This is a genomic window from Paenibacillus sp. H1-7 (genome assembly GCF_022354825.1).
In the GTDB taxonomy this organism is placed as follows: Bacteria; Bacillota; Bacilli; order Paenibacillales; family NBRC-103111; genus Paenibacillus_S.
This window is the reverse complement of record NZ_CP031168.1, coordinates 3,741,571-3,764,340: the sequence shown is the minus strand read 5'-3', so window position 1 is coordinate 3,764,340 and position 22,770 is coordinate 3,741,571. Positions and strand designations below refer to the sequence as shown.

At 51.6% G+C, this 22,770-nt stretch carries 14 protein-coding genes; 2 read left to right on the top strand and 12 right to left on the bottom strand.

Features of this window, described 5'->3' with window-relative positions:
• Positions 1 to 123: 123 nt before the first annotated feature.
• The 9 genes from DVH26_RS16785 to DVH26_RS16740 form a co-directional block, all read right to left on the bottom strand.
• Complete coding sequence (locus DVH26_RS16785; RefSeq protein ID WP_239634913.1) at positions 124 to 1,476, bottom strand: ABC transporter substrate-binding protein; 1,353 nt, start codon at positions 1,474 to 1,476, stop codon at positions 124 to 126.
• A 143-nt stretch (positions 1,477 to 1,619) separates the two neighbouring features.
• Positions 1,620 to 3,173 carry a response regulator transcription factor gene (locus tag DVH26_RS16780; RefSeq protein ID WP_239634912.1) on the bottom strand — a complete coding sequence of 518 codons (1,554 nt, stop codon included), beginning with the start codon at positions 3,171 to 3,173 and terminating at the stop codon, positions 1,620 to 1,622.
• On the bottom strand, positions 3,170 to 4,984 hold the full coding sequence (locus DVH26_RS16775) for a sensor histidine kinase (protein WP_239634911.1): 1,815 nt from the start codon (positions 4,982 to 4,984) through the stop codon (positions 3,170 to 3,172). The genes DVH26_RS16780 and DVH26_RS16775 overlap by 4 nt, the downstream gene beginning before the upstream one ends.
• A 26-nt stretch (positions 4,985 to 5,010) precedes the next feature.
• Positions 5,011 to 5,904, bottom strand: coding sequence for an AraC family transcriptional regulator (locus tag DVH26_RS16770; protein ID WP_239634910.1), 894 nt, complete (start codon positions 5,902 to 5,904; stop codon positions 5,011 to 5,013).
• Positions 5,905 to 6,348: 444 nt separating this feature from the next.
• The gene (locus DVH26_RS37100) at positions 6,349 to 10,086 is read right to left on the bottom strand and encodes a rhamnogalacturonan lyase family protein (RefSeq protein ID WP_345774063.1); all 3,738 of its coding nucleotides are present in this window, start codon (positions 10,084 to 10,086) and stop codon (positions 6,349 to 6,351) included.
• Positions 10,087 to 10,821: 735 nt separating this feature from the next.
• Positions 10,822 to 11,418: an SDR family oxidoreductase gene (locus DVH26_RS16755; RefSeq protein WP_239634909.1), complete on the bottom strand. Its 597-nt coding sequence runs from the start codon at positions 11,416 to 11,418 to the stop codon at positions 10,822 to 10,824.
• A 97-nt stretch (positions 11,419 to 11,515) separates the two neighbouring features.
• Positions 11,516 to 12,535, bottom strand: a complete 1,020-nt coding sequence (locus tag DVH26_RS16750) for a sugar phosphate isomerase/epimerase family protein (RefSeq protein WP_239634908.1) — start codon at positions 12,533 to 12,535, stop codon at positions 11,516 to 11,518.
• A 519-nt stretch (positions 12,536 to 13,054) separates the two neighbouring features.
• Positions 13,055 to 15,322, bottom strand: coding sequence for a heparinase II/III domain-containing protein (locus tag DVH26_RS16745; RefSeq protein ID WP_239634907.1), 2,268 nt, complete (start codon positions 15,320 to 15,322; stop codon positions 13,055 to 13,057).
• 98 nt (positions 15,323 to 15,420) lie between these two features.
• The gene (locus DVH26_RS16740) at positions 15,421 to 16,755 is read right to left on the bottom strand and encodes an ABC transporter substrate-binding protein (protein ID WP_239634906.1); all 1,335 of its coding nucleotides are present in this window, start codon (positions 16,753 to 16,755) and stop codon (positions 15,421 to 15,423) included.
• 388 nt (positions 16,756 to 17,143) lie between these two features.
• Here DVH26_RS16740 and DVH26_RS16735 point away from each other — a divergent pair, with 388 nt between their 5' ends.
• A complete protein-coding gene (locus DVH26_RS16735) occupies positions 17,144 to 18,010 on the top strand; it encodes a helix-turn-helix transcriptional regulator (RefSeq protein WP_239634905.1) in 867 nt (288 codons plus the stop codon).
• A 60-nt stretch (positions 18,011 to 18,070) separates the two neighbouring features.
• Here DVH26_RS16735 and DVH26_RS16730 read toward each other — a convergent pair whose 3' ends face one another.
• Entirely contained in the window at positions 18,071 to 18,871 is an 801-nt protein-coding gene (locus DVH26_RS16730; protein WP_239634904.1) for an alpha/beta hydrolase, read from the bottom strand.
• A 15-nt stretch (positions 18,872 to 18,886) separates the two neighbouring features.
• The gene (locus DVH26_RS16725) at positions 18,887 to 19,666 is read right to left on the bottom strand and encodes an alpha/beta hydrolase (protein ID WP_239634903.1); all 780 of its coding nucleotides are present in this window, start codon (positions 19,664 to 19,666) and stop codon (positions 18,887 to 18,889) included.
• A gap of 218 nt (positions 19,667 to 19,884) precedes the next feature.
• On the opposite strand from DVH26_RS16725, the gene DVH26_RS16720 reads away from it, so the two are divergent.
• The gene (locus DVH26_RS16720) at positions 19,885 to 20,607 is read left to right on the top strand and encodes a sulfite exporter TauE/SafE family protein (protein ID WP_239634902.1); all 723 of its coding nucleotides are present in this window, start codon (positions 19,885 to 19,887) and stop codon (positions 20,605 to 20,607) included.
• A 122-nt stretch (positions 20,608 to 20,729) separates the two neighbouring features.
• On the opposite strand, the gene DVH26_RS16715 is transcribed toward DVH26_RS16720, so the two are convergent.
• On the bottom strand, positions 20,730 to 22,718 hold the full coding sequence (locus tag DVH26_RS16715) for a right-handed parallel beta-helix repeat-containing protein (RefSeq protein ID WP_239634901.1): 1,989 nt from the start codon (positions 22,716 to 22,718) through the stop codon (positions 20,730 to 20,732).
• Between the last annotated feature and the right edge of the window lie 52 nt (positions 22,719 to 22,770).

Here is a 22,770-nt window from a genome sequence, read left to right as displayed (position 1 = left end):
AGGTTCCCTCCCTCTTATCTACGGATGGAATCGGCCCTGCAGGACACCTGCAGGGCCGGCATAGCATCATCGGTTCATCGGAAGCAGCGCATCGGGAACTGCCAGAACTGACTGGTGTAGCTGTTACCAGCCCGGCAAATTGAGCTGCTGCGCCTGCTTCCGAACATCTTTATCATAGTCGGCGGCTCCGTCCGCAGCCGATTTCTGTCCTGTTCCTACCTCGATCAAGATACTCTCCAGATTCGGCCCTTTGACCGGAGAGATGAACTCCAGCGCAGGGAGCGTCTTACCGTTATCGAAGTAAGTCTGCATATCCTTGACCGCTTGGAACGCGTCGTCCGGCACCTGAATCCCTTTGACGACATAAGGGCCGTTCGCTTTACTCTTGGACATATAGGCTTTCTGCCCTTCCGGAGAGATGAGGAACTCGACGAACTTTTTGGCCGCATCAATGTTCTTGCTTTTCTTATTAATATAGTAAGAGCTCGGCATCCATACGGTGAAGCCGTTCAAGCTGGCGTTGTCGCTCGGAATCGGGAATACACCGATATCCTTGACTTTATCGGGATAGTTTTGTGCCAGGGCGTCGATTGCGCTGGTCAGCATCGGGTATTGGACGCCGGTGCCTTCGGCAAGCATTTTTAAGCCCGTATCGTAAGTGGTAGCGAGGAAGTCCTTATTGTAATACCCCTTCTTGAACACCTCGGAGGTCATCTCAAAGCCGCGAAGCGCCGCGGGAGTCGTGGCATACTTGGCTTTATTCTCCGTATAATCCTTGGCGAACGTCGGTACTTGCGACTGTACATTGTATTGATTGGCAAGAACGAACAGCTGGGAGGTCCAAGTGGTTTTATACGAGCCGATGACGGCCGTTTTCCCCGCTGCCTTGATCTTGTCGCTGTTCGCTATGAACTCAGCCCATGTTTTTGGAACGGTAAGGCCGAGCTCTGCATATACTTTCTTGTTGTACAAAATGCCGCCGACATTGGAGGAGCCTCCCGGCACACCGAACACTTTCCCGTTGGAGGTCACGGTCTCCTTATAAGAATCGAGCAAATTTGCCATGTAGGGCTCCTTGGACAAGTCGACGAAGTTCTCTTCAGGGTTCAGCGCCTGAAGCAGCGAGCCGGAATTGTAGTACAAAATATCCGCCATCTCACCTGTTGCGAGGCGCGTCTTCACCAGGTTGTCCCCTTCGGTGCCGTCCGGCTTAATATCAAACTTGATTTTGATATTCAGCTTTTTCTCCGCCTCCGCCGCTACCGCCTGGGTTGCGGGATACGGGGTCCCTGTTGAGCCGATCAGAAGCGTGAGCGTAGTCGGCTCTCCTGATTTGGCCCCTCCGGATGAAGCTGCACCTCCGTTCGGAGCTTGCCCGGTACCGCCTGTCGGTTGACTTGTCGAGCTGCACCCTGCTGCCAGCATTGAAACAAGAGCAGCATAAGTAATAACCGTTAACATTGAGGATCGTTTCATTTGTGTTCCTCCTTTTTTACCGGCTCGTTCGCCTTTGACCCTTTTGTTATCACGTGGTTTGGCTTTGCTGTATCTGTATTGTAAAAGGGTTTCAACGCACGTGAATACATGTGAATTGTACGGATTCACGGGGGGAATTTTTCCTATTGGTCGGAGGAATGCTCTTTGGCGTACATTATGGGGGTTTGACCTACGAATTTCTTGAATAAGGTGCTGAAATGCTTCGTGTCTTCATAGCCGACAAGCTGGCTGACCACCTGCAGCCGATCGATGCCACCGCTCAGCAGCTCCTTCGCCTTTTGAATACGGTAAGCGGCAATATAGTCGGAGAAGGTTGTGCCGGTCTGGCTCTTGAACATGCGGGACATATAACCCATGCTGATATGATGATCGACTGCGAATTGCTGAAGCGAGATGTTCTCCTGATAATGCGCATGAATGTACTGAAGCAGTAAAGGCACAAGCTCCTTCGGATTCCTGTCGCAGCTGTCCCTTCCGAAATACAGGTCAAGCAGCTTCTCCTTCAGCCAGACGGTCAGCTCGTCATAACCCGCACATTCGTTCAAATGCTTCAAATTCTCCTGCAAATCGTTAAGGCTCACGACCCCGCTGCCTGTGGACAGCAGCCGATACTTTAGCGAGAACAGCATATCCTGGACGAACAGCCTCAGCTGCCGTTTCGTCACCTGTTTTTGGCACAGATCTGCATTAATGAGCTCGAGGGTTCGTTGTCCCTTTTGAAGCTCGCCTTTCTTGTAGTGAACCTCCATAATCCGCACCTTGTCCCAGATGCTTGAGAGATCCGCATCTTCCCGCTTTTTCCCTAACGTTACATAAGTCGATATTCCGAAGACCGCCTGCTCCTCCACACACTTCTTCAGCTGAAGATATACTCCGCGAAGCGGCTGATTTTCTTTCTTTAACGCAAGCCCTGTATGTACACACAACGGATGCTCCGTACATAGTCCCTTCATTCCATTGGCTATGCGCGATACAGCGTGCTGTATCCTGTCTTCTTCAGCGGAGGAGCTCACGGGAATCAGCAAAACCGTGTGCCGTTTATCCAGCTCGACACCATGAATCTTAACGGCAGGCGGGACGACGTCTGCTAGCTCCCGTTTGTACCTATCCGCATCGAAGCCCCCTCCGTAGTCTCTGTCTTCCCGACTTGATACCTGCTGTCCCCCCTTATCCAGGGTTAGCAGCAGCAGGACATACCGTTGACGATTGACTTCCCGTTCAATGGCCGATTCCGCGCCTCCGGTCTCCTCAGCTAACAGCATTCGGGCAATACTGCCGTGAAACCAGGCCTCCCTCCGTCTGTTCTCCTCCTCTATAACCGCAATCGCTTTGTCCACCGCTTGATACAATGCCTCTTTCTTCACGGGCTTCAGCAAATAATCGCCGACACCGTACCGCATGCTCTGGCGGGCGTATTCAAATTCATCGTGAACGCTCAGGATCATACATTTGATCGTCGAGTCCAGCCTCGTCAGCTGCTCGATCAGCTCCAGTCCGTCAATCCCGGGCATGTTAATATCCGTCAGCACCAAATCCGGACGGGTACTTTCCGCTGCAGCCAATGCATCATCTCCATTGTCAAAAGCAATAATACGGTGCGCCGGCTCATAACTGGAGAGCAGCTGCACAAGCTCCGCCAATGCCCAGCGTTCGTCCTCCACTACAAAAATATTCATAAAGTAGCCTCCCTGGCTTTATGGCTTTCCTTGAGGTCGGTCCGGTACGGCAGCGTCAAGGAGACGGAGGTTCCTTTTCCCGATGAACTGGTTATGTGCAGCCCGTACTCCTTACCGTAAAAGAGCTGAATTCGTTGGCGAATGTTCAACAAGCCGATACCATGGGCTTCGCCCTTATAAGGATTCAGCGCATTGGACATTAGGAAAGCCCGCTGCAGCTCAGCCATCGTCTTCTCCGGAATCCCCTCCCCGTTATCGTGAAGTGTAAGAGTGAGCACACCCTTGGATTCCGCCGCATGGAGCGTAATGCAGCCTCCCGATTTCACCTTGCGCAGCCCGTGGTTAAACGCGTTCTCCACCAATGGCTGTACGGTTAGCTTCAAAACTGACGCCTGGAGCAAATGCTCAGGAATATCGCATTGCAGCTGGATCCGGTTCCCGAACCGGTGCTGCTGAATCGTAAAATAGTTGCGTATATGGTCGATTTCCTCCTGCAGCGTTACCGGCTGATGGATATTTTTCATACTGTATTGGAACAAGCCGGCAAGCGACTCGGATATATCGGCTACCTCCTCAATGCCTCTTAGGCGGCTGATCGATTTCATGATGTTTAGGGTGTTGTATAAAAAGTGAGGGTTCGTTTGCGCATGCAGGGCCGACAGCTGTGCGTTCTTCTCCGCCAGCTTCGACTCGTACGCTTCATGGATTAACCGGGAGATGCTGTCCAGCATATGGTTATACATCCGGCTCAGCTTCCCGAGCTCGTTGCGTCCGGCGTACTCCATTCTATGGCTGAAATCGCCCAGCTCGACTCTGGACATATTCCGCATCAGTTTGTTTAAGGGCAATGTGATGTGATGGGATAGCACATAGGAAACCGCTGCAATAAGCAGCATAGTGAGGACGCCTACTAGCAGGACGATATCTTGAATCCGCTTTTGTTTAAGCAGCAGTACATCCTTCGGGATGAGAATCACGGTATGCCACCCGGTATAGCCGGATTTTACGGCCGTATACAAAAAATCGGTTTGCTTCCAGCGCAGCTCGCCTTTGGAGGCAGTCCGGTCGAACTCAAACCGCTGCTCGCCGCCTGTGCTGCCGCTGCTTCCGTTCTCATAGATGATTCTGCCTTCGTCGTTCACAATCAGCACATGCATTGAGTGCTCCAGCTCATTGGCATTGGTATTGGCCAGCACCATCTTGAAAGCGTTGACATTGATGTGAATATTCACAAAGCCTATGATCGTCTGGGTGGGGATTTTCGTAATTTTGCGGACGAACGACACCGCCTTCTCCCTATGCTGATCGTCCTCGTCAACCGGCATAATAACAAAGGCATTGCTGTTAAGCGTGCTTTTGAATTGCTGCAGCTGATCCAGTGTCAATAGCATTCTCGGCCTCGGGTCAACCAGCTTCGAGTATTGATACAGGTGGCTATCCAACGAATAGATGGATATGCTCTGCACGTAAGGCTTCGGATAGGAGAAATTGAACAGGATCGGATTGAGCTTGTAGCCTACGACCTCTTTTTTGATTGGATCCGACTCCTTGTAGAAGTCGAACAGGATACTCTGAATGGAAGGATCGATAGAGATCGCAAGCGATAGCTCTTCGACGTTTTGCATGTACAGATCTATCATTTCGGAAAATTGCTTGGAAATAATGTTCGATAAAGAGAACGTTTGCGCTTTGCTGTCGTTCGTGTTTTTGTAATAAAAGATGCAGCAGGTGATTCCTACGATGAACAAGGAGACGACGGAGAACGAAATGAACATTTTCGTCTTCAGCATCCGGTCATTCCAATGACGCATACGCATAGGACTCCCCCCGGTTTCTCTCAGGTCGATTCCCGGTATTTGCCGGGCGAACAGCCCACCTCACGGTGAAACAAGCGGCTGAAAAACGCCGGGTCCTCGTATCCGACACGCCCAGCAACTGTGATCACCTTCTCGTCTGTCTCAAGCAGCAGGTGCTTTGCCCGTTCGATACGAATGCGGTGAATCATATCGACGACAGTCATCCCGAGCGATTCCTTGAAAATCCGGTTCAATTGCCGGGAGCTTATACTATACAGCTCACACAGGTCCGGAATGCTGATCTTTTTATCGAAATTGCGCTCCAAATAACCGCAAATGCGCCGGACAAGCAGCTGCTTCGCGCTGCTGCGAACATGCTCTCTGCCGCTCTGGCCCTCGGCCTGCCGGTAAGCACGGGACAGCAAGATGAGCAGCTCCACCATCTGGAGCCGAATGAGCGGTTCATAGCCCGGCTGCTGGTTCTCAAATTCATGAATGATCGTCTCCAGCAAAAACTGGGTGCGCGTCGCATCATGCCCGTTTAAGTTCAGGCAGCGATGAAAGCGCTCTTTTTTATCCAGAAAAGGATGCACGTAATAATAGTCCATCGACTGGGTAACGCCTAAATCCTGCAACCAATTGCCCTGGATCAGATCCGACATGAACAGGCAGTTGATGATTTCGATCTCTTTGCCGGGATTAATGCTGTATGTATGCACCTCGCCCGGATTGATGATGAATACGTCCCCCGAACGGATGTCGTAGAAATTACCCTCGAATACATGCTGCGCCTCTCCCCGCACAACATAGACCAGCTCGACAAAGTCGTGGCCGTGCAGCAGCGGAACATGATCATGGTCGTGAAAAAAACGCCGGATCCAGAATGGAAACGACTGCTCTTTAATAAATTGGCTGCTGTGCAACTGTCTTTCCATGGGAAAACCTCCTTCAAGTCTTACAAAGTAAACCTTCCTTCGAAAGCATCAGTCACGTTGTTCTTGCGGAAACAGACTTCATGGGCTCTCCCCATTGTATGCAGCCCTTATATTCATCATACGGCAACCGCTGCCGTGCATCATGGTCGATTCAGACATAATTATAGCCTATTTGTACGCAAAAAAGCAGGGATTTTGTCGTTCTCCTCCTTGGTTTGAAAATGAGAAAAACTCCTATCGGAGTACTTCGAGGATGTGCGACCTTAAAGTTTTGCTTTAGCAAAACTCGCTTCGTAAAGCGAGGTGTTTTTATCGCCAAAAGAAAAGATCTTCGATACGCTTTATCGCTTTACCGAACTTAAACTTTCCTATGTGGTAAAAAAGAAGCTTAGCCAAAAGCGATCAAGCATTTGCTTTTGATCTAAGCTTCTTCTAGTCGGGTTTCTACGGGGAAACCTTGACCTTGATGGCCTCCGAGCGGGACGTGCCCGCATCGTTGCTCAGCTCCGCGATGTACTCGTACGTTCCGGCGCTGCGGCCTTGAATTTTCGTTACCGCCGCTTGGGCTGCGGGGGTAGCGCTCTTAAGAGTCTGGGTATCGATAAGCACATTGTTCTCGTACAGCTTGTAGGTGGTCGCATTCGTCCCCCACCACATATTCATTTGGATGTCATAGCTGCCGTCGCCGTCCCAATTGTTATGGGATAGCACCGCTTTGCCCGGATTAGCTTGGGTCACCTGTACGGAAATCGGATCGCACGGGGTCGTACCCTGCCGATTGATCAGCTCGCATGTATATCGGTAAGTTCCGTTCGGCTTGCCTGTGATCGTGCTCGTAACGGCTTGGGCATTCGGCGTTTGATCGGAAAGCGTCTTGATTTCAATCAGACGGTCATTCTCGTAAAGCTTGTAAATAGTGCCGTTATTTCCCCACCATACGTTCATCGTAATCTTGTAGCTGCCGTCCAAAATACCCGTATCATGCCCGTTATCGCTGGACAGGACGCCTTTGGCGGGAGCTCCCGCTGCAGGGCCGTCAGGAATAACGATCGTAACGGCTGCACTTCCAACGATCCCGGATCCATCGGTGGCTGCCGCTTTCACTTGAACCGTTCCCGGCGCAATAGCTCGCAGCACGCCGTTCGCATCAATGGATGCAATCGTCGAAGGTGTACCGTCCTGCGATTGTACGCTCCATGCTACCGACTTATTCTCAGCGGCTGCAGGCAATACTTGCGCCCGGAGCTGGAGGCTGCGGCCTGCTTCGACTTCATAGGCCGGCGCCGTTACGGAAATGGCCACCACCTTCAACGGAATGCGCTGAATCGATGGAACAGGCGGCTCCGACATACCTTCACCCAGATAGAAGCTCGGGTGCGGAGGCTGATTATACGCGACGTTTTGCCAAGCGACGGCTAATCGGTACTCCGGATCATCCATTAGGGTGTACAATCGATGAGAGGTCACATCGGTCGTCGTGTAAATCCGCAGCGCGCTGCTGTCTTCCGTACGCCAGACCGCTTCCTCCCTCCAGTCTCCGAACAAATCGGCCTGAAGAGAAGGATTGCCCTTGGTCGTATTATTCGAATTCGTACCGGTGGCCATCAACACATTGACGGACTTATTGACGGTATAATCCCATTTATCGATTTTGCCGACGCCGATCGGATCGCTCCATTTGTGATCCAGCAGCTCGCGCAGCAAGTCCCCGTCCCACCAGATGCCATAATTGATCGACGGCACGGAGGTGCTGATTTTCTGACCGGTTGTAGTGTACACGCCGCCGGACTCTCCGGAAGTCCACATCTCCTCCCCTAGATAACGGGGGTCGATGTCGGCGGACATGCCTCTGCCTACATCGTAATTCGTAGGAACGCCCCATATCAGCTTGCCGGTCTTCGCATCGCGGAACTCGATACCCGCCGGATTCGGATATTCCTCGTGGACGCCGAAATACTCCATTCCCGGGCGGCTCGGATCCAAATCGCCTAGATGCATCGCATCCCCGTGACCCAGCCCGGTCGAATACAAGACCGTTCCGTTGTCGTCAATGGCCATAGCGCCGTAAGTGATTTCATCCTTGCCGTCTTGATCTACGTCCGCAACGGACAGATTATGATTGCCCTGCCCGGTGTAGGAAGAGTTGCCCGGATCGTTCGTATCGAACTTCCACAGCTTGGTCAGCTTGCCGTCGCGCCAGTTGTAAGCAACCAGCACGGTGCGTGTGTAATAGCCTCTTGCCATGACGAGGCTCGGCCGTTCTCCATCCAGATAGGCAACGGCTGCCAGGAAGCGGTCCACCCGGTTCCCATAATTGTCCCCCCAGCTGGAGACATTGCCTCTCGGCGGATCGTAATCTGTTGTGAACAATGCCTGCCCGGTCTGGCCGTTAAAAATAGTTAAAAATTCCGGGCCGCTCAAAATATACCCGCTGGAATTGCGGTAATCCGCGCCCGCATTCCCTATCACTTGACCCGTGCCGTCAACGGTGCCGTCAGCCGTCTTAAAAGCGACCTCGGCTTTGCCGTCTCCGTCCAAATCATATACCATGAACTGCGTATAATGGGCCCCGGCGCGGATATTGCGTCCGAGATCGATTCGCCATAGCTTGGTCCCGTCCAGCTTGTAAGCATCCAAGTACACGTTGCCGGTATAACCGGACTGGGAATTATCCTTGGAATTGGAAGGATCCCATTTCACTACCAGCTCGAGCTTGCCGTCGCCGTCAAGATCGCCGACGCTTGCATCGTTGGCGCGATAGGTGTATGCCTCTCCGGCAGGAGTGACGCCGTCAGCCGGCTTTTGGAGCGGGACATCCATATAATTTTGGCCCCATACCTGGAAGGTCTCGCCGTATGAATCTTCCGTTCCATTACGTATAGCACGGACTTCGTAGGCGGAGTCTGCCGTTCCATCGGCATCCAAATAATTCGTGCTTCCGGTAATCGGCTCCTGGTTAATCCTTATGCCATTCCGATACAGATTGAAGGCAATATCCTTGGCATCGGTTCCGAAAAGCCTCCAACCCGCGTAGACGCCGCCGTCAACCTTCACGGCAACCGGACTGCGGTCCAGCGTCTCCATCTGACGTGTCAGCTTCGTCATGGCCGGTACGGCAAGCACCTCCGACGGTCCGGACATTCCGCCCAGGCTGACTGCTTTTACCTGATAATAGTAAGGTACCGTCGTAAATACGTCCTGATCCGTATACCCTGCCGCTGATACCGTCCCCACTTCGGTAAACGGTCCCTCGGGGGTTAGGGAACGAAGTACCCGATATTGCAGCGCAGAAGGTACAGAGTTCCAACGAAGCGTCAAACTCGTTTTCGTGGAATCAGTTATGGTTAGGCCTGTAGGCGCAGCAGGTACCGGAACAGAGGCATCACGAATCGTTACGGTCACGGGTGCGCTGGCTGCGGATTCGATATTTTGCAGCATCATCTGTGTGACCTTGTATTGATAGGTCCCGCCGAGTTGAACCGTTGTATCCGTATAAGCCGGCTCAACAGTAGACCCCAATTGGGTAAAGTCCGTACCGCCATCTGTTTGTCTATAAATGTTGTAGCTAGACGCGCCATAAACGGCATCCCATACGAGCCCCACCGAAGGATTCGGCGCATACGTTACGGAGGTTACGGTTAGTCCGGTCGGCGCCTTCTGTGGTGTGATTTCAATCGCATTGACCCGGCCGTCCTTGCTAAACTGGAAGGTCATTTGTCCGTCGTTTAGCTGGATCGTCTTGGTCAGCTCGGCATAATTGCCGGTGGACGAGGTCAAGGTGCCGTAGGAGACACCCTCGATCTTCACCTCGGTTTTGTTAGAGGCGATATCATCCCCTGCGATGACGCGAACGGAATATTCCCCATTGGGCAAGTCGACCATGAAAGCAAAATCGGATGCAAGTACAAAATCACGCAGCAGCGGATCCGAGGTGCCCCGATCCCGGTTATTCACCGTCTTGTCCAACCCGTAACCCCGTGCCGCACTGTAAATCATGGTGTTGGAAACCCGGGTATAGCCCGCCGCCACCGGACTTGTATCCGATCCGAAGTCGAATTTCGATCCGGAAGGCGCCGCTGCGGCTTCCGCTTGTCCCGAACCGGACGCTCCGGACCCGAGGATCAGGCTGACAGAGAGTACGGCAGCCATCCATGCGGATAAGCCTCTTTTAAAGTTGTACAAACATTCTCCTCCATTCATAAGGGTGCTAATGATGTCCACTCCTGATAACGCTTTCAGCATAGCATATCATCTGAAGCCTAATCTTTACGCAAGTTTGCGGAGTTCATTTCCAAACTTTCATTTTTTTGTCTTACTTAGGATGGAGAAGACGGCTAGTCCGAGATTATAACAAGAAAAAAAGCCCTCTATTCGCGGGCTTGAGCTTGTGAGAGACTGATGATGATGTTGGGGGAACGCACCGGGGCACAGCAAAGTTGAGCATTGTCAAATTACTTGTGGACCGTGGATCCGTTATTTCACCCAAAATGGCGCTTTTTCTATGGTGATCGGACTTGAGGTCCTTTATTGGGCCAAATTACACTATTTTCGCTTGAAAAATTAGCAAATAACGGACTCACTGTCCGATCGCTCTGCAAAAGAAGCAGAATTCCAAGGAATAGCGGATCCTGTGTCCGAGGTACGATAGCCCGCTAGCACGTCTTGGTGCAGCTTCCTTGCAGGTTATCACCCGGGAGAGTCGCTTCCCCTACCGAATTATTTACAAGCAAAAACCCGCTATTCGCGGGCTGCTTGAACCATTTTTCTCTGACAGCAATCATCACAATCATCGATCCCAAGAAGTAACCGTAATATTATCGATATGAACGGCTCGCGGGCGGGTTAATAAAAACAGAATAATGTCCGCTATATCGCCCGGTTTCAGCATCGTATCGCGGCTTTCCTGCGACACCGGCTCTAGTTTGTGGCTCCATATGTTAGTATCGACAGCGCCCGGACTGATGGACGAGACGCGAACTCCGAACGGCGGCTGGCCGAGATCATCGATTCCGTCAATGCCCTTGCGCCGTATTTGGAAGCGGAATAAATGCTGTCCCCGCTGCCAGCATGAAAAGCGGCCGTCGACAAGATGTTGATAATATAGCCGGAATTTCTTTCATTCATCCGCAGCAGCGCCTCTCGGCTCACTAGAAACGTCCCGGTCAAATTCGTTTCCATGATTCGCTGCCATTGCTTCAGCTCAATTTCTTGCAGCAGCTGCTTTCCAGGCATGCTTACGCCGGCCGCATTTATCAATATATCGATTTGCCCATACATGGATACCGTCTGCTCTATGGCTTGTTTGACGGAAGCCTCGTCCCTGACATCGGTTGCTATTCCGGTAATGTTCTTCCTCACATCGGCCTCGATGGAATCGATCGACTTCCTCAGATTGCCCTCGTCTCTCGCCAGCGAGATGACATAGGATCCATGCTCGCTCAGCATTTTGGCGGCTGCCAGACCTATTCCGGAGCTTGCTCCGGTAACTACAGCTACCTTTCCGGTAAAATCCACCTTCACGCACCTCGTTTAAGTTAGTCCGCTTAACGCAAAGCGGTATTGGCATCGAAAGTTCCCTCTTAGTTCAATCACATGCCTTTTGCTCCTCCGTTTAGGACGACTTCGTTTTCGTACGCTCCGATGCAGCTCTTATTTGGTTAAGAAAATCGGCAACCTGTCCGAATGGCGGCTCGTTCAAATCTTTGGGATGATTCGCGTCCCCGTTCACCCACAAGGTCTCCAACGGAATGCAGCCCCGGTAGCTGCTGTAACGAATTCGGGTAAACAGCTCATCCAGATCGATAAGAGCATCGGTGTTCGCCCCGGCCGGTTTTCGCTTAACCTGGAAGTTGACGGTATAAGGAAGGACTGCTTCGATATCGTCATACCAGGCGTAGTCAAGACCCGTTCGATCACGGAAGTTTCTGAAAAATCCGGTATCGTTGATCAGCCCCAGATTAGGATGATCCGCCCATTGCAAAATTCGGATCACTTGATCGGCTGTGCACACCATATCTCCGTGATTTTGCATGCCGACGACAACCCCTTTGCTCGCCCCGTACTCCGCGCATTGCTGAAGTGCAGGAATGATCCTTTCGCGGGCTATCTTCTCCCAGCCATGAGCTTCGATATCCTGCGGTACAGCTCCGTTAAACACTCTCATGACTGGAGCTCCCATCTCAGCCGCTACATCGATCCAATATTTGACTCGTTTCACATCCAGCTCACGTCTCTCTTGGCTCGGATCGGCAAAATCGTTCTTTACTCCTGTTCCGCTGACGGCGATTCCCAATTCCTCGCACAGCTTTCTGATATTGGCGGCATACTCAAAGATCTCACGGTCTGATTTGGTCGGCATCGAAGCATTGTCATACCCGGGAATGTAGTACGAGGTTACATCCACGGCATCGAATCCCGCGTCTTTTGCAAACCGGATCACTTGCATCGTGTCGATCGGAGTCGCTCCGTCCGTGCTGCCGTTCATCCAAGAGTTCAGATTATGGCTGAAGCTGTAGAAGTTAAGGCCGAGCTTATAATCCCCGGTATAATAAGACCCTCTTGGATGATCCGCCAAATAGCGGCTGGTTGGAACCGGTTCGTATACTTGAACATTCTCTTGCCCGTTACTCATAATAACAACTCCTTCTCCAAAATAAAATCAATGGTTACGTACTGGATGTATGGATGAAAAACCAGGATGTTAGTGTGTCTGCACAAGTTTGAATTCATTGTTGTATTAACGTTAATATAACTTCTGTAATTTTATGTTAAGTGAGAAATGTTTCTATGTCAACCATTTTCTTGCATCATTAAATACATTTGTTTGCGGAATAATTTCACATGAGAAAAACTCCTATCGTAGCATTTCAGGGATGAACAACCTTAAAGTTTTGCTTTAGCAAAACTCGCTTCGTAAGCAAGGTAGTTTTTATCACCAATTGGAAATCTCCGATACGCTTTATCGCTTTACCGAACTTTATCTTTCCATTTGCGGTTATAAAAAACGAGACTGCAATGATTCATGCAGCCTCGTCCCGAATCAAATGGATCTAGCGATTGTACCCTTGTCGGAAAGCGAAGGCTCTCCTTCGAGCTAAGGTCGGGCTTGGCAGAGCATGACGAACACGGACGAAAGATCGCGCATCACGCATCATCCCGGACGTCTTGCCGGCATCGGGGTGATTTGGCGAATCGCGATGAGACCGTTCTCAGCAAGCAGCAGCTCCGCGCTGCCGGTGGTCGTTATTGCGGCCGGCATGACCGGCGGACGAAGCTCCGCTCGAATAAAGGGCTGTCCCTGTATCGATACGGACAACACCTGCTCACTTAGCTTGATGCAAGCCGTTGCTCGCGACATCGATGAGAACAGCGGCCGGCCATCTCTGCGCAGGAAGCTGCCATAGCTGATGAAGCATCTCTCGATATCGGATCCGTCACTCACTTCGGAATCGGCCGGACGCGTCAGCGCAACCAGATAAGCGTCCGTCTCCCAGCCATCACAGGTCCGAATGCAATTTCGATGCATAATTCGCCCGTCAGCACGCAGGTTTAGATGCACGTCCGTTCGTTTTCCTCCGCCTTCGATCCGTACACGGATTACTTCATCGCCTTCTGTGACTGTGACATCCGGTGCCTTGCGGTCAGGATCAACCGGAGCGATCGCTGTAATGAATTTGGTATCCAATCCCGACTGCACCGTTTCATAAGATAAATACTTCACTTTCGTATCCGGAGCATGATCGGCCAATCCCTCTTTTTCCTTTACCTTCAGCTCGCTCGGGAATAAATGCTGCACCGTAACTTCCGCCTCGCCATTTTGAATGCGTAGGTGTCCATTCGACAGCGGTATCGCTTCCCCCTCATAATGCAGCAGCCATTGCAAAGTACCCGGCTCATGAGTCCGAATATCGTCAATGATTAACATGACGCCTTCCACCCACAGAAAATGGCGGTAATTCCGTGAAAAATGGAGCGAGGTCGGCCCTGTCGCATCGGCATACACATAGCGCAGGCCTTCGTGGTCCACCAGGTGGTATACTTGCCCGGGCTCCTTCACCCCTCGCGCTATATCTTGTACCGGCTGTCCTTTGCCGTTATACAGCACTACGTTGTGAGCTACACTCTGCATGTAATAGCCTTGATATTCCGGACGGCCATACGAGCAGTTCCCGGAATCGATCAGCAGCGGCTTCCCATGATGGTACAGCACAAAGGAGCCTGCATCGGCGTGGGCATGATTCCAGGTGAAGCCCGACTTGACTGCCAGAAGGGTACTGTCTTGCTTCCAGCCATCACGCATCACCGCCCAACCGATCTCGGGATAAATCACCGAAGCATGGTCGCATGACGGTGCTTCAGACTTCCCCGTCCAAATCCGGTCATAATATATGATGTCATAGAAACCGGCCGGCGATTTCCATTCCTGGACATACCAGCGCAAACGCGCATCGCCCCATCCATTCGCCATCAGCAGCTTCACTGCTTGTGCGCCTCCATTATGAATGTGGCCGTCACCGAAATTGACGGTCAGCGGCCTTTCGGATGCCGGATAAGTGGTATGCAGGAAGAAATCCCCCGCCTTCTCCAGCATCGGAATATCCGAGAAACCGGTATACCCGCGTGTTTCTTGCAAAGCAAGACGAAATACCAAGTATTCGTACAATCCGTAATTGGCATAGTTGACGCTTTCGTAGAACGCGCCTTCTTCATCGTAGTTCGGGCTTTTGCCGCCAAGTACGCTCCCTTTGTACAGGAAATACTCAGGGAAGATGCGGACGATTTCCTCCAGCCAAGCCTCCGCCTTATCCTCCTCATTCAGCACCGCCAGTACGCCTACACCGGCCAACGCGATCATAACCGCCCACCAATTGTGTCCCATCGAATCAAGCGTATGAATTCGGGTTTCGGCAAACACCCAATCCCTAAGCGTTGGCAGAACGCCCAGTCCGAGTAACGCTCCGCGCACAAGCCTGCGTTCTTCGTCACTCAGAATGTCATAGATGCAGTCGTAGCCTACAGCAAAACCGTGACAGAAGCGCGATGTATTCAGCTCGGAATGCCACGGCGGATCATTTCGGAGCAACCCCTTCCCGAACCATTTGTTATAGCCGCTATAGTGAAGCAAAGCGCTCTTCAGCTTTTCGCCGTAACGAAGATCCCCCGTCACTTGGAATACAAGGCCGAGCACGGTTCCCATTCTGGCCACCTGCTCGCTTGGAGGGCCGTAACGGCCATGCTGGGAATCCTCCCCGTCTGCGTAGGCTTCATCGACAAAACTCTCCTTGAGCAGCTCGTCCGCCTGAGTGACGAAGCCGGTCCACTCGCGTTGAAGCGCTTCATCATGCCGCAACCGTCTAACAAAGGTGCCCACCCATGAACGATCGAAATATAAGTACGGATGCTGCTTACCATGCTCCATGTTCTTGCTTCCCCCTGTCCTATCCCTTTACAAATTCGAGTAAAGCTAAAAAGCAGCCCGCCTCAACCGGTTGACTGCTCCCAATCTATTGAATGCAATTACTTTTTCTTGGCCAATTCCTGTTCAATGGCCTTATCCGCATCCTCCTGGGTTTCCCTAAGGATCGTGTTGATGTCCTTCGCGCCTGTCGCCAGATTCGTGACGACCGCGTTGACTTTCCCCGCCACGATGACATGATACGGATTCGGAGGAGCCATTTTGGCAGGCTTGATTTTTAAGGCGCCTTGAATGTTCTTATCTTTTGTCAAAGGCAGGTCGGCAAGGAAATCTTTCCTGATGGATTCGTCGGCCAGAACGGTCAAACGACTAGAGCGATTCAAAATCTTTTGCACCTCCGGCGTAGTAAACAGCTGAATCGCGTCGAAGGCGGCTTCCTTGTTCTTGGAAGTTTTGGAAATGACCATCATCTGTGCGCCTGGATCAATCGTAACCCCCGGCTTATCCTTGAAGGCCGGAGCTCCGACCAGGTCGAAATTCAGCTGCGTTCCTGCTTTCTGAATGAAGCCGAGCGTATCCGGGATCCAGTTCAAATACATCGCCGTTTGCTGATCCTTCACGAAGCTATCCTGATTCGGCGGCATCTTGCCGTCGACGACCATCCCGGGAATTTGATAAAATTCGTGCACCCTCTCCAACACGGATTTGAACGCATCATTGTTGATGAGCGCTTTATTGGTGGCTGCATCGACCAGAGACATCGATCTTACCCGTGCGATAAACTCCGGATTCGGCGGGAGGCTGCCGCGATATTGCACGCCGCCGTCGTTGTACGTCATTTTTTTCACCAGATCGACGTATTCCTCCCACGTTATTCCGTCCTTTGGATACGGTACCCCGCGCTTATCGAACAAATCCTTATTATAAAACAGCGCCATCTGGTTCAGCGCGAAAGGAATACCGTAAATTTCCCCCTTGGGTCCGAGCTCTTTAATCCAATCGATATTGGGGCTCGAAAATTTGGCCAAGTCCATTTTGCTGGACTTCACAAAGGAACTAAGATCCGAAGGAATATCCAAATCCTGAAGCACGGAAAATCTGGAGTTCGCGCTGTACACAATGTCCGGAGTCTGACCAGCCGCCACCAGCTTGGTGATATCGTCTCTTACGATCTTCAGCGTAATGTGCGGATATTTCTCCTTCAACGGCTTGATCATAATCTGATCGAATTCTTCATCCGTCATATTCAGAAAATACGGAGCCATGGTAAGCTCGACGGGAGTCTGCGGTTTGTTCTCCGCCGTTTGCTTGGCCGGTTCCGATTCCGGTGCCGTGGCGCTCGGGCTGCTGCAGCCGGACACCATCCCCATAAGCAGAGATGCGGCAACAAGATATGCCGGAGTTTGCTTGAACCGGAAAGTGCTGGATTTGGTCATAAGATTACCCCTTCAATATGATATTGTTGATCTTTCCATTCTCTTTTACATCTGCGAGTTTTTCATGCTTCATTTGAAGATGTTGATTCATGGAAGACAATCGGCTTGAGGTCAAGTCATGATGGGGGCACTGCTTGCGGCATCAAACGGGTCGAATAGAGCTCACTCCAATGCAGGAAATATTGGTAATCCCGGGCATTTGCATAACCATTGTAAGCCCTTACATGATTATAACAAAGCATCTCCAACAACCAATGTCTTTTCTTTGTTCTAAAATGTTGTTGTATTGCGGTTCCTTTACTTATATAATCCAAGCATCAACCACATTCTGGGGATGGGTCCTGGTGCATCGAACCATTATTGTTCATGTTAAGGAGAGAATGCGTATATGAAGCTGATCGAGATGGTAGACTTTATTGGACGCGGCCCGTTTATTCTGAACTATAAGCATGAACGGATAGGCTCCGTCTACGATATGTTTCATTCTCATCAAGGAATTGAGCTGCTTTTCGTCCACGAGGGCACAGGCCATATCGTCCTGGATCAAAAAATTTATGCGATATCGCCTAACACGCTGATCCTGTTCCAGCCATACCAGCTGCATCGGGTGTATATGGATCCCGGCGCCGGCAAGTACATAAGAAGCGTGCTTAATTTGGATCCCGTGTTCCTGGATACCCGTCTGAAGCCGTTCCCGGAGCTGCGAGCCTATTTCCGGCATTTATGGAAAGAGCATGTAATTCAGCAAATCTTTCCTCAAGAAGACCGGATGGAGCTGACCCTCCTGTATCAACGGTTTCATGCCCGGCTTAGACAGGCACCGCAGGAAACCCGATATGAAGAATTCGTCATCTTTATCATCTCGTTGCTCAATTACTTGAGAGATACTACTACCAGCGCAGTCAGCAGCCAGATCCGCACCGATCATCATACCGAAAAGGTGATGGAATGGGTGGAAGCTCATTTCAAGAAAAGGTTTTCGCTGGACGAGCTTGCCGCTGAGCTGCATTTATCGCCGTACTACATCTCTCATCTATTCAAGGAAATGACAGGCTTCTCCATCATGGATTATGTAATAGCGAGACGGCTCCGCGAAGCCTGTTTGCTTCTCGGAACAACCGATATGCCCGTCAACAGCATTTGCTATGAGATCGGTCTCGACAGTACCTCCTATTTCTCGCAATGGTTCAAGAAACATATCGGCATCTCTCCCAAAGCGTTCCGGAACGAAGTGGACGATAAGTTCAAAGTGTGACAGTGACATAAAAAAAAAAGCCTTGCAGAGCGCTGCAGGCTTTATTTTTTGGGGATCGTATTATACGCCAATGAATCGGGACGGCTCCTTGCGAAGCCCGGCATATTCCAGGAAACGGACGATTTCCATATCCCAGAACTCCCATGTATGCCCGAGTCCTTCAGCCTCATGATACAGATAGTCGTACGGATTCCCTTCCAACGAGGTGAAAAAATCGCGCACCAGCTCGTTCAAATCGAGCCAGGGATCGAGACTCCCGCACGCGTGGTATACTCTCGGCAGCACAGCTGAGTTGACCAGCGCTTCGCGTCCAAGATGCTTCAAGTCATTATCCGTATTCTTGATGCTGCCATCCCCGAACAAAAGAATCCGGTCCCGTGCCCGCTGGGACCCGTCATTGTCAAAGGCGATATCCGACTTGTCACCCGCCGAGAAGGCTCCGATCGCCGCATACTGCTCAGGACGCGCAAGTCCTACTCTCAAGCAGCCGTAACCGCCGTTCGAATAGCCGGATATGTAATTGTCCTTTCTAGCGGATGATAACTGAGGAAGCAGATGGCAAACCACCTTCGGCAGCTCATCCGCGACATATGTGAAAAACCTTCCTCCATGAACCATGTCGGTATAACAGGAATGATGCACTCCCGGTACTACTACGGCAATGCCGTATTCCAAGGCATACCTCTCTATGCGGCTCATCCTTAGCCATGCCGTTTCATCGCCATGACCTCCATGGAGAAGCCATAGCACCTTCATCTTCCCGTCCCCCGCATACGGACGCTTTTCCTGAGGCAGGATGACGTTGACGGTCATTTCCATCCCCAACGTCTCCGAGAACATATGCATCTCTATCAATGCCATAGGTGATTCCTCCTCTCACTCGACACGGGCATCGCGCACCGGCAGCCAGTCGAGAACGCGTTCGATGCACAGATCCCAGTATTTCCACCGGTGATCTCCCGGCCCCTCCTCGTAGGTGAGCGGAAGTCCTAGCCCGGCGGCATGCTCCTTGAAACGTACGTTGGCATCGTACAGAAAATCCTCCGTACCGCACCACGCATATAGCTGCGGACAGCTTTGCCCGGACTTGGCAATGGCGGTTGCAGCCGCAAAGAGATCGTTCCTGCCGCCTTCGAGCTGCTCTCTACTCCCGAATACATCGCCTGCAAGCCTAGGGCCGATCCGGTCCCAAACATCAACGGCATCCAACGCCCCGGAGAAGGACGCTGCGGCTGCATACTTGTCAGGAGCAAGCAGCCCCGCCTTCATCGCCCCGTAGCCGCCCATGGACAGTCCGGCAATGAACCGGTCCTCCCTTGCGCCGGAAAGCGGAAACATTCTTTCGCTGATCGCTGGCAGCTCCTCGGTCAAGAAGGAGAAATAATCGCGGCCTCTCACCATATCCGTATACCATCCAAGATGTCCGGCAGGCATAATCACCGCCAGCGGGAGCTGTTCCACGTACCTCTCGATACTGGTACGCCGCATCCATGCCGTATGATCGTCGCTCATGCCGTGCAGCAAATACAGCGTCTGGTAAGGACCCGAATCACTCACTTTGCGTGATCCTCCGGAATGGTATTGAGGCAGCAGCACCTCCATCGGTACGGGCATCCGCAGTGTTTCGGAATGATAATGTACATGAAGCCAAGCCATGTTCAAAGCCTCCTCCAATCGAACCGTATCGTAATGATTGAACCTTGTAAGTATTCGGGATCCTCATAATGTATTCCTCTTGCAGAACCCGGATTATCTCTATTGTCCCTTTCCACTTTACGCATACCCTGATACAATAATTCGGGTGAATGCGCTGTTTGCCATATGTTCTATGCTTGCTGTTTAATGAGCTTATAGGGAGTGGAGTGTTTTTTGTCGTGGAATATGTATTGGTTCTATTGGTCGGGCTTGCGGCAGGCGCTATAAGCGGAGTCATTGGTACCGGCTCATCCATTATGCTATTGCCGGTTCTCGTCCTAGTATTCGGTCCCAAGCAAGCAGTGCCTATTATGGCGGTAGCTGCCGTCATGGCCAATATTTCGAGAATTATCGCCTGGTGGAGCGAAGTGAACTGGCGGGCCTTTGCCGCTTACTCGCTGCCGGGCGTGCCTGCTGCCGCCATTGGCGCGCGAACCCTGTTGGTACTGCCGGTAAGGATGATCGATATAGCGCTCGGAATGTTTTTCCTGCTGATGATCCCCGTCAGACATTGGCTTGATGCAAAGCATTATCGAATACGCTTATGGCAGCTTTCCGTCGCTGGAGCCATCATTGGCTTCTTGACCGGCCTGGTCCTGTCAACCGGACCTCTTAGCGTGCCCGCTTTTACTTCCTATGGACTGGTAAAAGGCGCATTCCTTGCTACAGAAGCGGCCAGCTCGCTCGCACTGTACGTCAGTAAAGTTGTAACATTCCAGGAGTCCGGGGCTCTGCCTGTCGAGATGATTTTTCAAGGGCTCATCGTCGGTGCCTCTTTAATGGCCGGTACATTTCTTGCCAAGTCGGTTGTCAAGCGAATGAATACGTCCACGCACCGGTATGTGCTGGATATTTTATTGCTGTGTTCCGGAATCTCCATGCTGGTGGCGGCGTTCCACTGATTTGCCATCTTCCGCTGCAGCACATCTGATAATTCAACGATACGTTTACGCTGCACGCTTGCATAAAACAAAGGCTGCCGATCCTCATCGGCAGCCTTGAACTTTGTTTATCCCTATGCGAACTATGACCAATCGCCAACCATGCCCGTTATCGCCCAGCTGCCGTCGGCTCGCCCCATTAACGAGACCGAGCTCCCGGCTGCAGCTGTTCCGATGGATGATTTTACGCCGGCAGGCGTAATAATGGAGCCGCCGGAAGAGGCTGCCAGACTAAGCCGGAATGGCGAATCCAAATAAAATTGAAACGCCACGGAAGCTTTTGCAGCCGGCAGGGTTAGGACGATATCCCCGGATGCGCCGGCGTTAGTGATTTGGAAGCCGGTGTAATCAAAGGATAGGGAGCCCGATGCCGTAAACGCTCGAACCTTCACAGGCCGATTTTCCGCATACAGGTCTTCCGTTGAAGGATCTATAGAGTATAAGCTCTGGCCCCCGCCCAGTACGGAGCAATTAAAATATTGGACGTTGCGAATCAGCTCCGTCTTGTTCTTTCTCAATGTGAATCCGCGCTTCATCAGAGGCGCCGAGCGTAAATCCACCGATTCGCAATCTACATAGACCGCATTTCCTATCGAAGTTCTTACTTGCTGCGGCACCGTGGTAAGTATGAACGAAGAACCGTTGCTGTACGGATCGTCCGGTTGATTCACCGTGTTGCAGTTGATGGCACGGCATCGGATATAGGATCGCTTCGCGCTGTCCGCGGAGAAGGATAAGTCCGAGAACCCCGAATACTGCTCGTTTTCCGCAATACAATCGATCAGCTTAATCTCCCCGGGTACGGCTTTTGCACCGTCTCCCCCATAGTTCATGGAGAAGCCGTATGAGTTTCCTTTGGTTTTGCAGCGGTCAAACACAATATCGATACTTTCGCTTAGAGCTGTCGGCTTCAGCAGCGTTACCAGAAATCCGCGTCCCGTATTTCCCTCCGCTACGCATTGAACGAACCGGATATTTTTCAACAGATCCAGCTGGCTGTTCGGTTCAATATCCACCCCGCTCTGCGGCGCAGTTCCTTTGGTATTCGTGAACCGGCAGCTTTCCACCAGCAGACCGTCAACCGATATAACGGACAACCCTTGCCTGCGGTTATTGTTCGCTTTGCAATTGCGGAGCACAATATTTTTGCAGGACAGGACGGTCGATTCGAAATAGCCTACATAAAACCCGTCGCCACCGCTATCGTTAGCGTTAACGTTCTCGATCACCACATTCTCCGAGCCGCTGATATCGAAGATATGCGCCTGCTCCCCTGACGTGTAGGCCGCCTTATTCATGCGAAAGGTCGCTCCGTTCCCGTTGATGTACACATCCTTTACGGTCTTGATACGGATTAGCCGTTCATAGGCAGGACCGACGCGGCTTAAGGTGTCCACAGCTTGAATAATCGTACCCGGCTCCAGCTCGATCGCAATTTGGCCTGGAATAAAAAGCTGTCCAGTCAAATAGTACCCTGCCCGCTGCTTCGGAATGAACAGCTTACGCCCGGAAGCGGCATTTAATGCCGCCTGCAGAGCCTGCGTGTCGTTCGTTACGCCGTCCGCTTTCGTCCCGAACCAGGAAACAATCAGCGTATCCTCATAGATCCTCTTAAACCGGCATCCATTCGTTGACACCGCCACGGTCCCTGTATTATCGGGCGTCGTACTATCGTTCGGATCATAACGGAAAAATCCCTCTTGCCCTTCGTTCGTCACATAGTACATGATCGTGGAATCCGGATCGGTCTCGGCCCGCAGCTCCTCCAGCTTTACCGCCAAGCACAAATGCTCGTCAAGCAATGCCGCTAGTTCTTTCGGCTTTACTTTTTTGCTCTGGTCATATACGGATTGGGTGACGGTCATTTCATTGGCATAGGCGGTGGCCGCTCCCGCCCCTTTCCATAACCCTGCGGTGATAGCGGCTGCTCCTCCCATTCCTAATACCGCCAGCAGCTTTCTGCGGCTAATCAGCGCATCCTGCTTATGTTCCCGTCCTGCTGCGCTCTCTTCTTCAACCTTCTGGATCACAGCTTCAACCGATTCGTTTTCTTTATTGGATTGTACAGACATAACGGAGATCGCTCCTTTATCTCATTTATCATCCGAAAAACTACAACCTGGA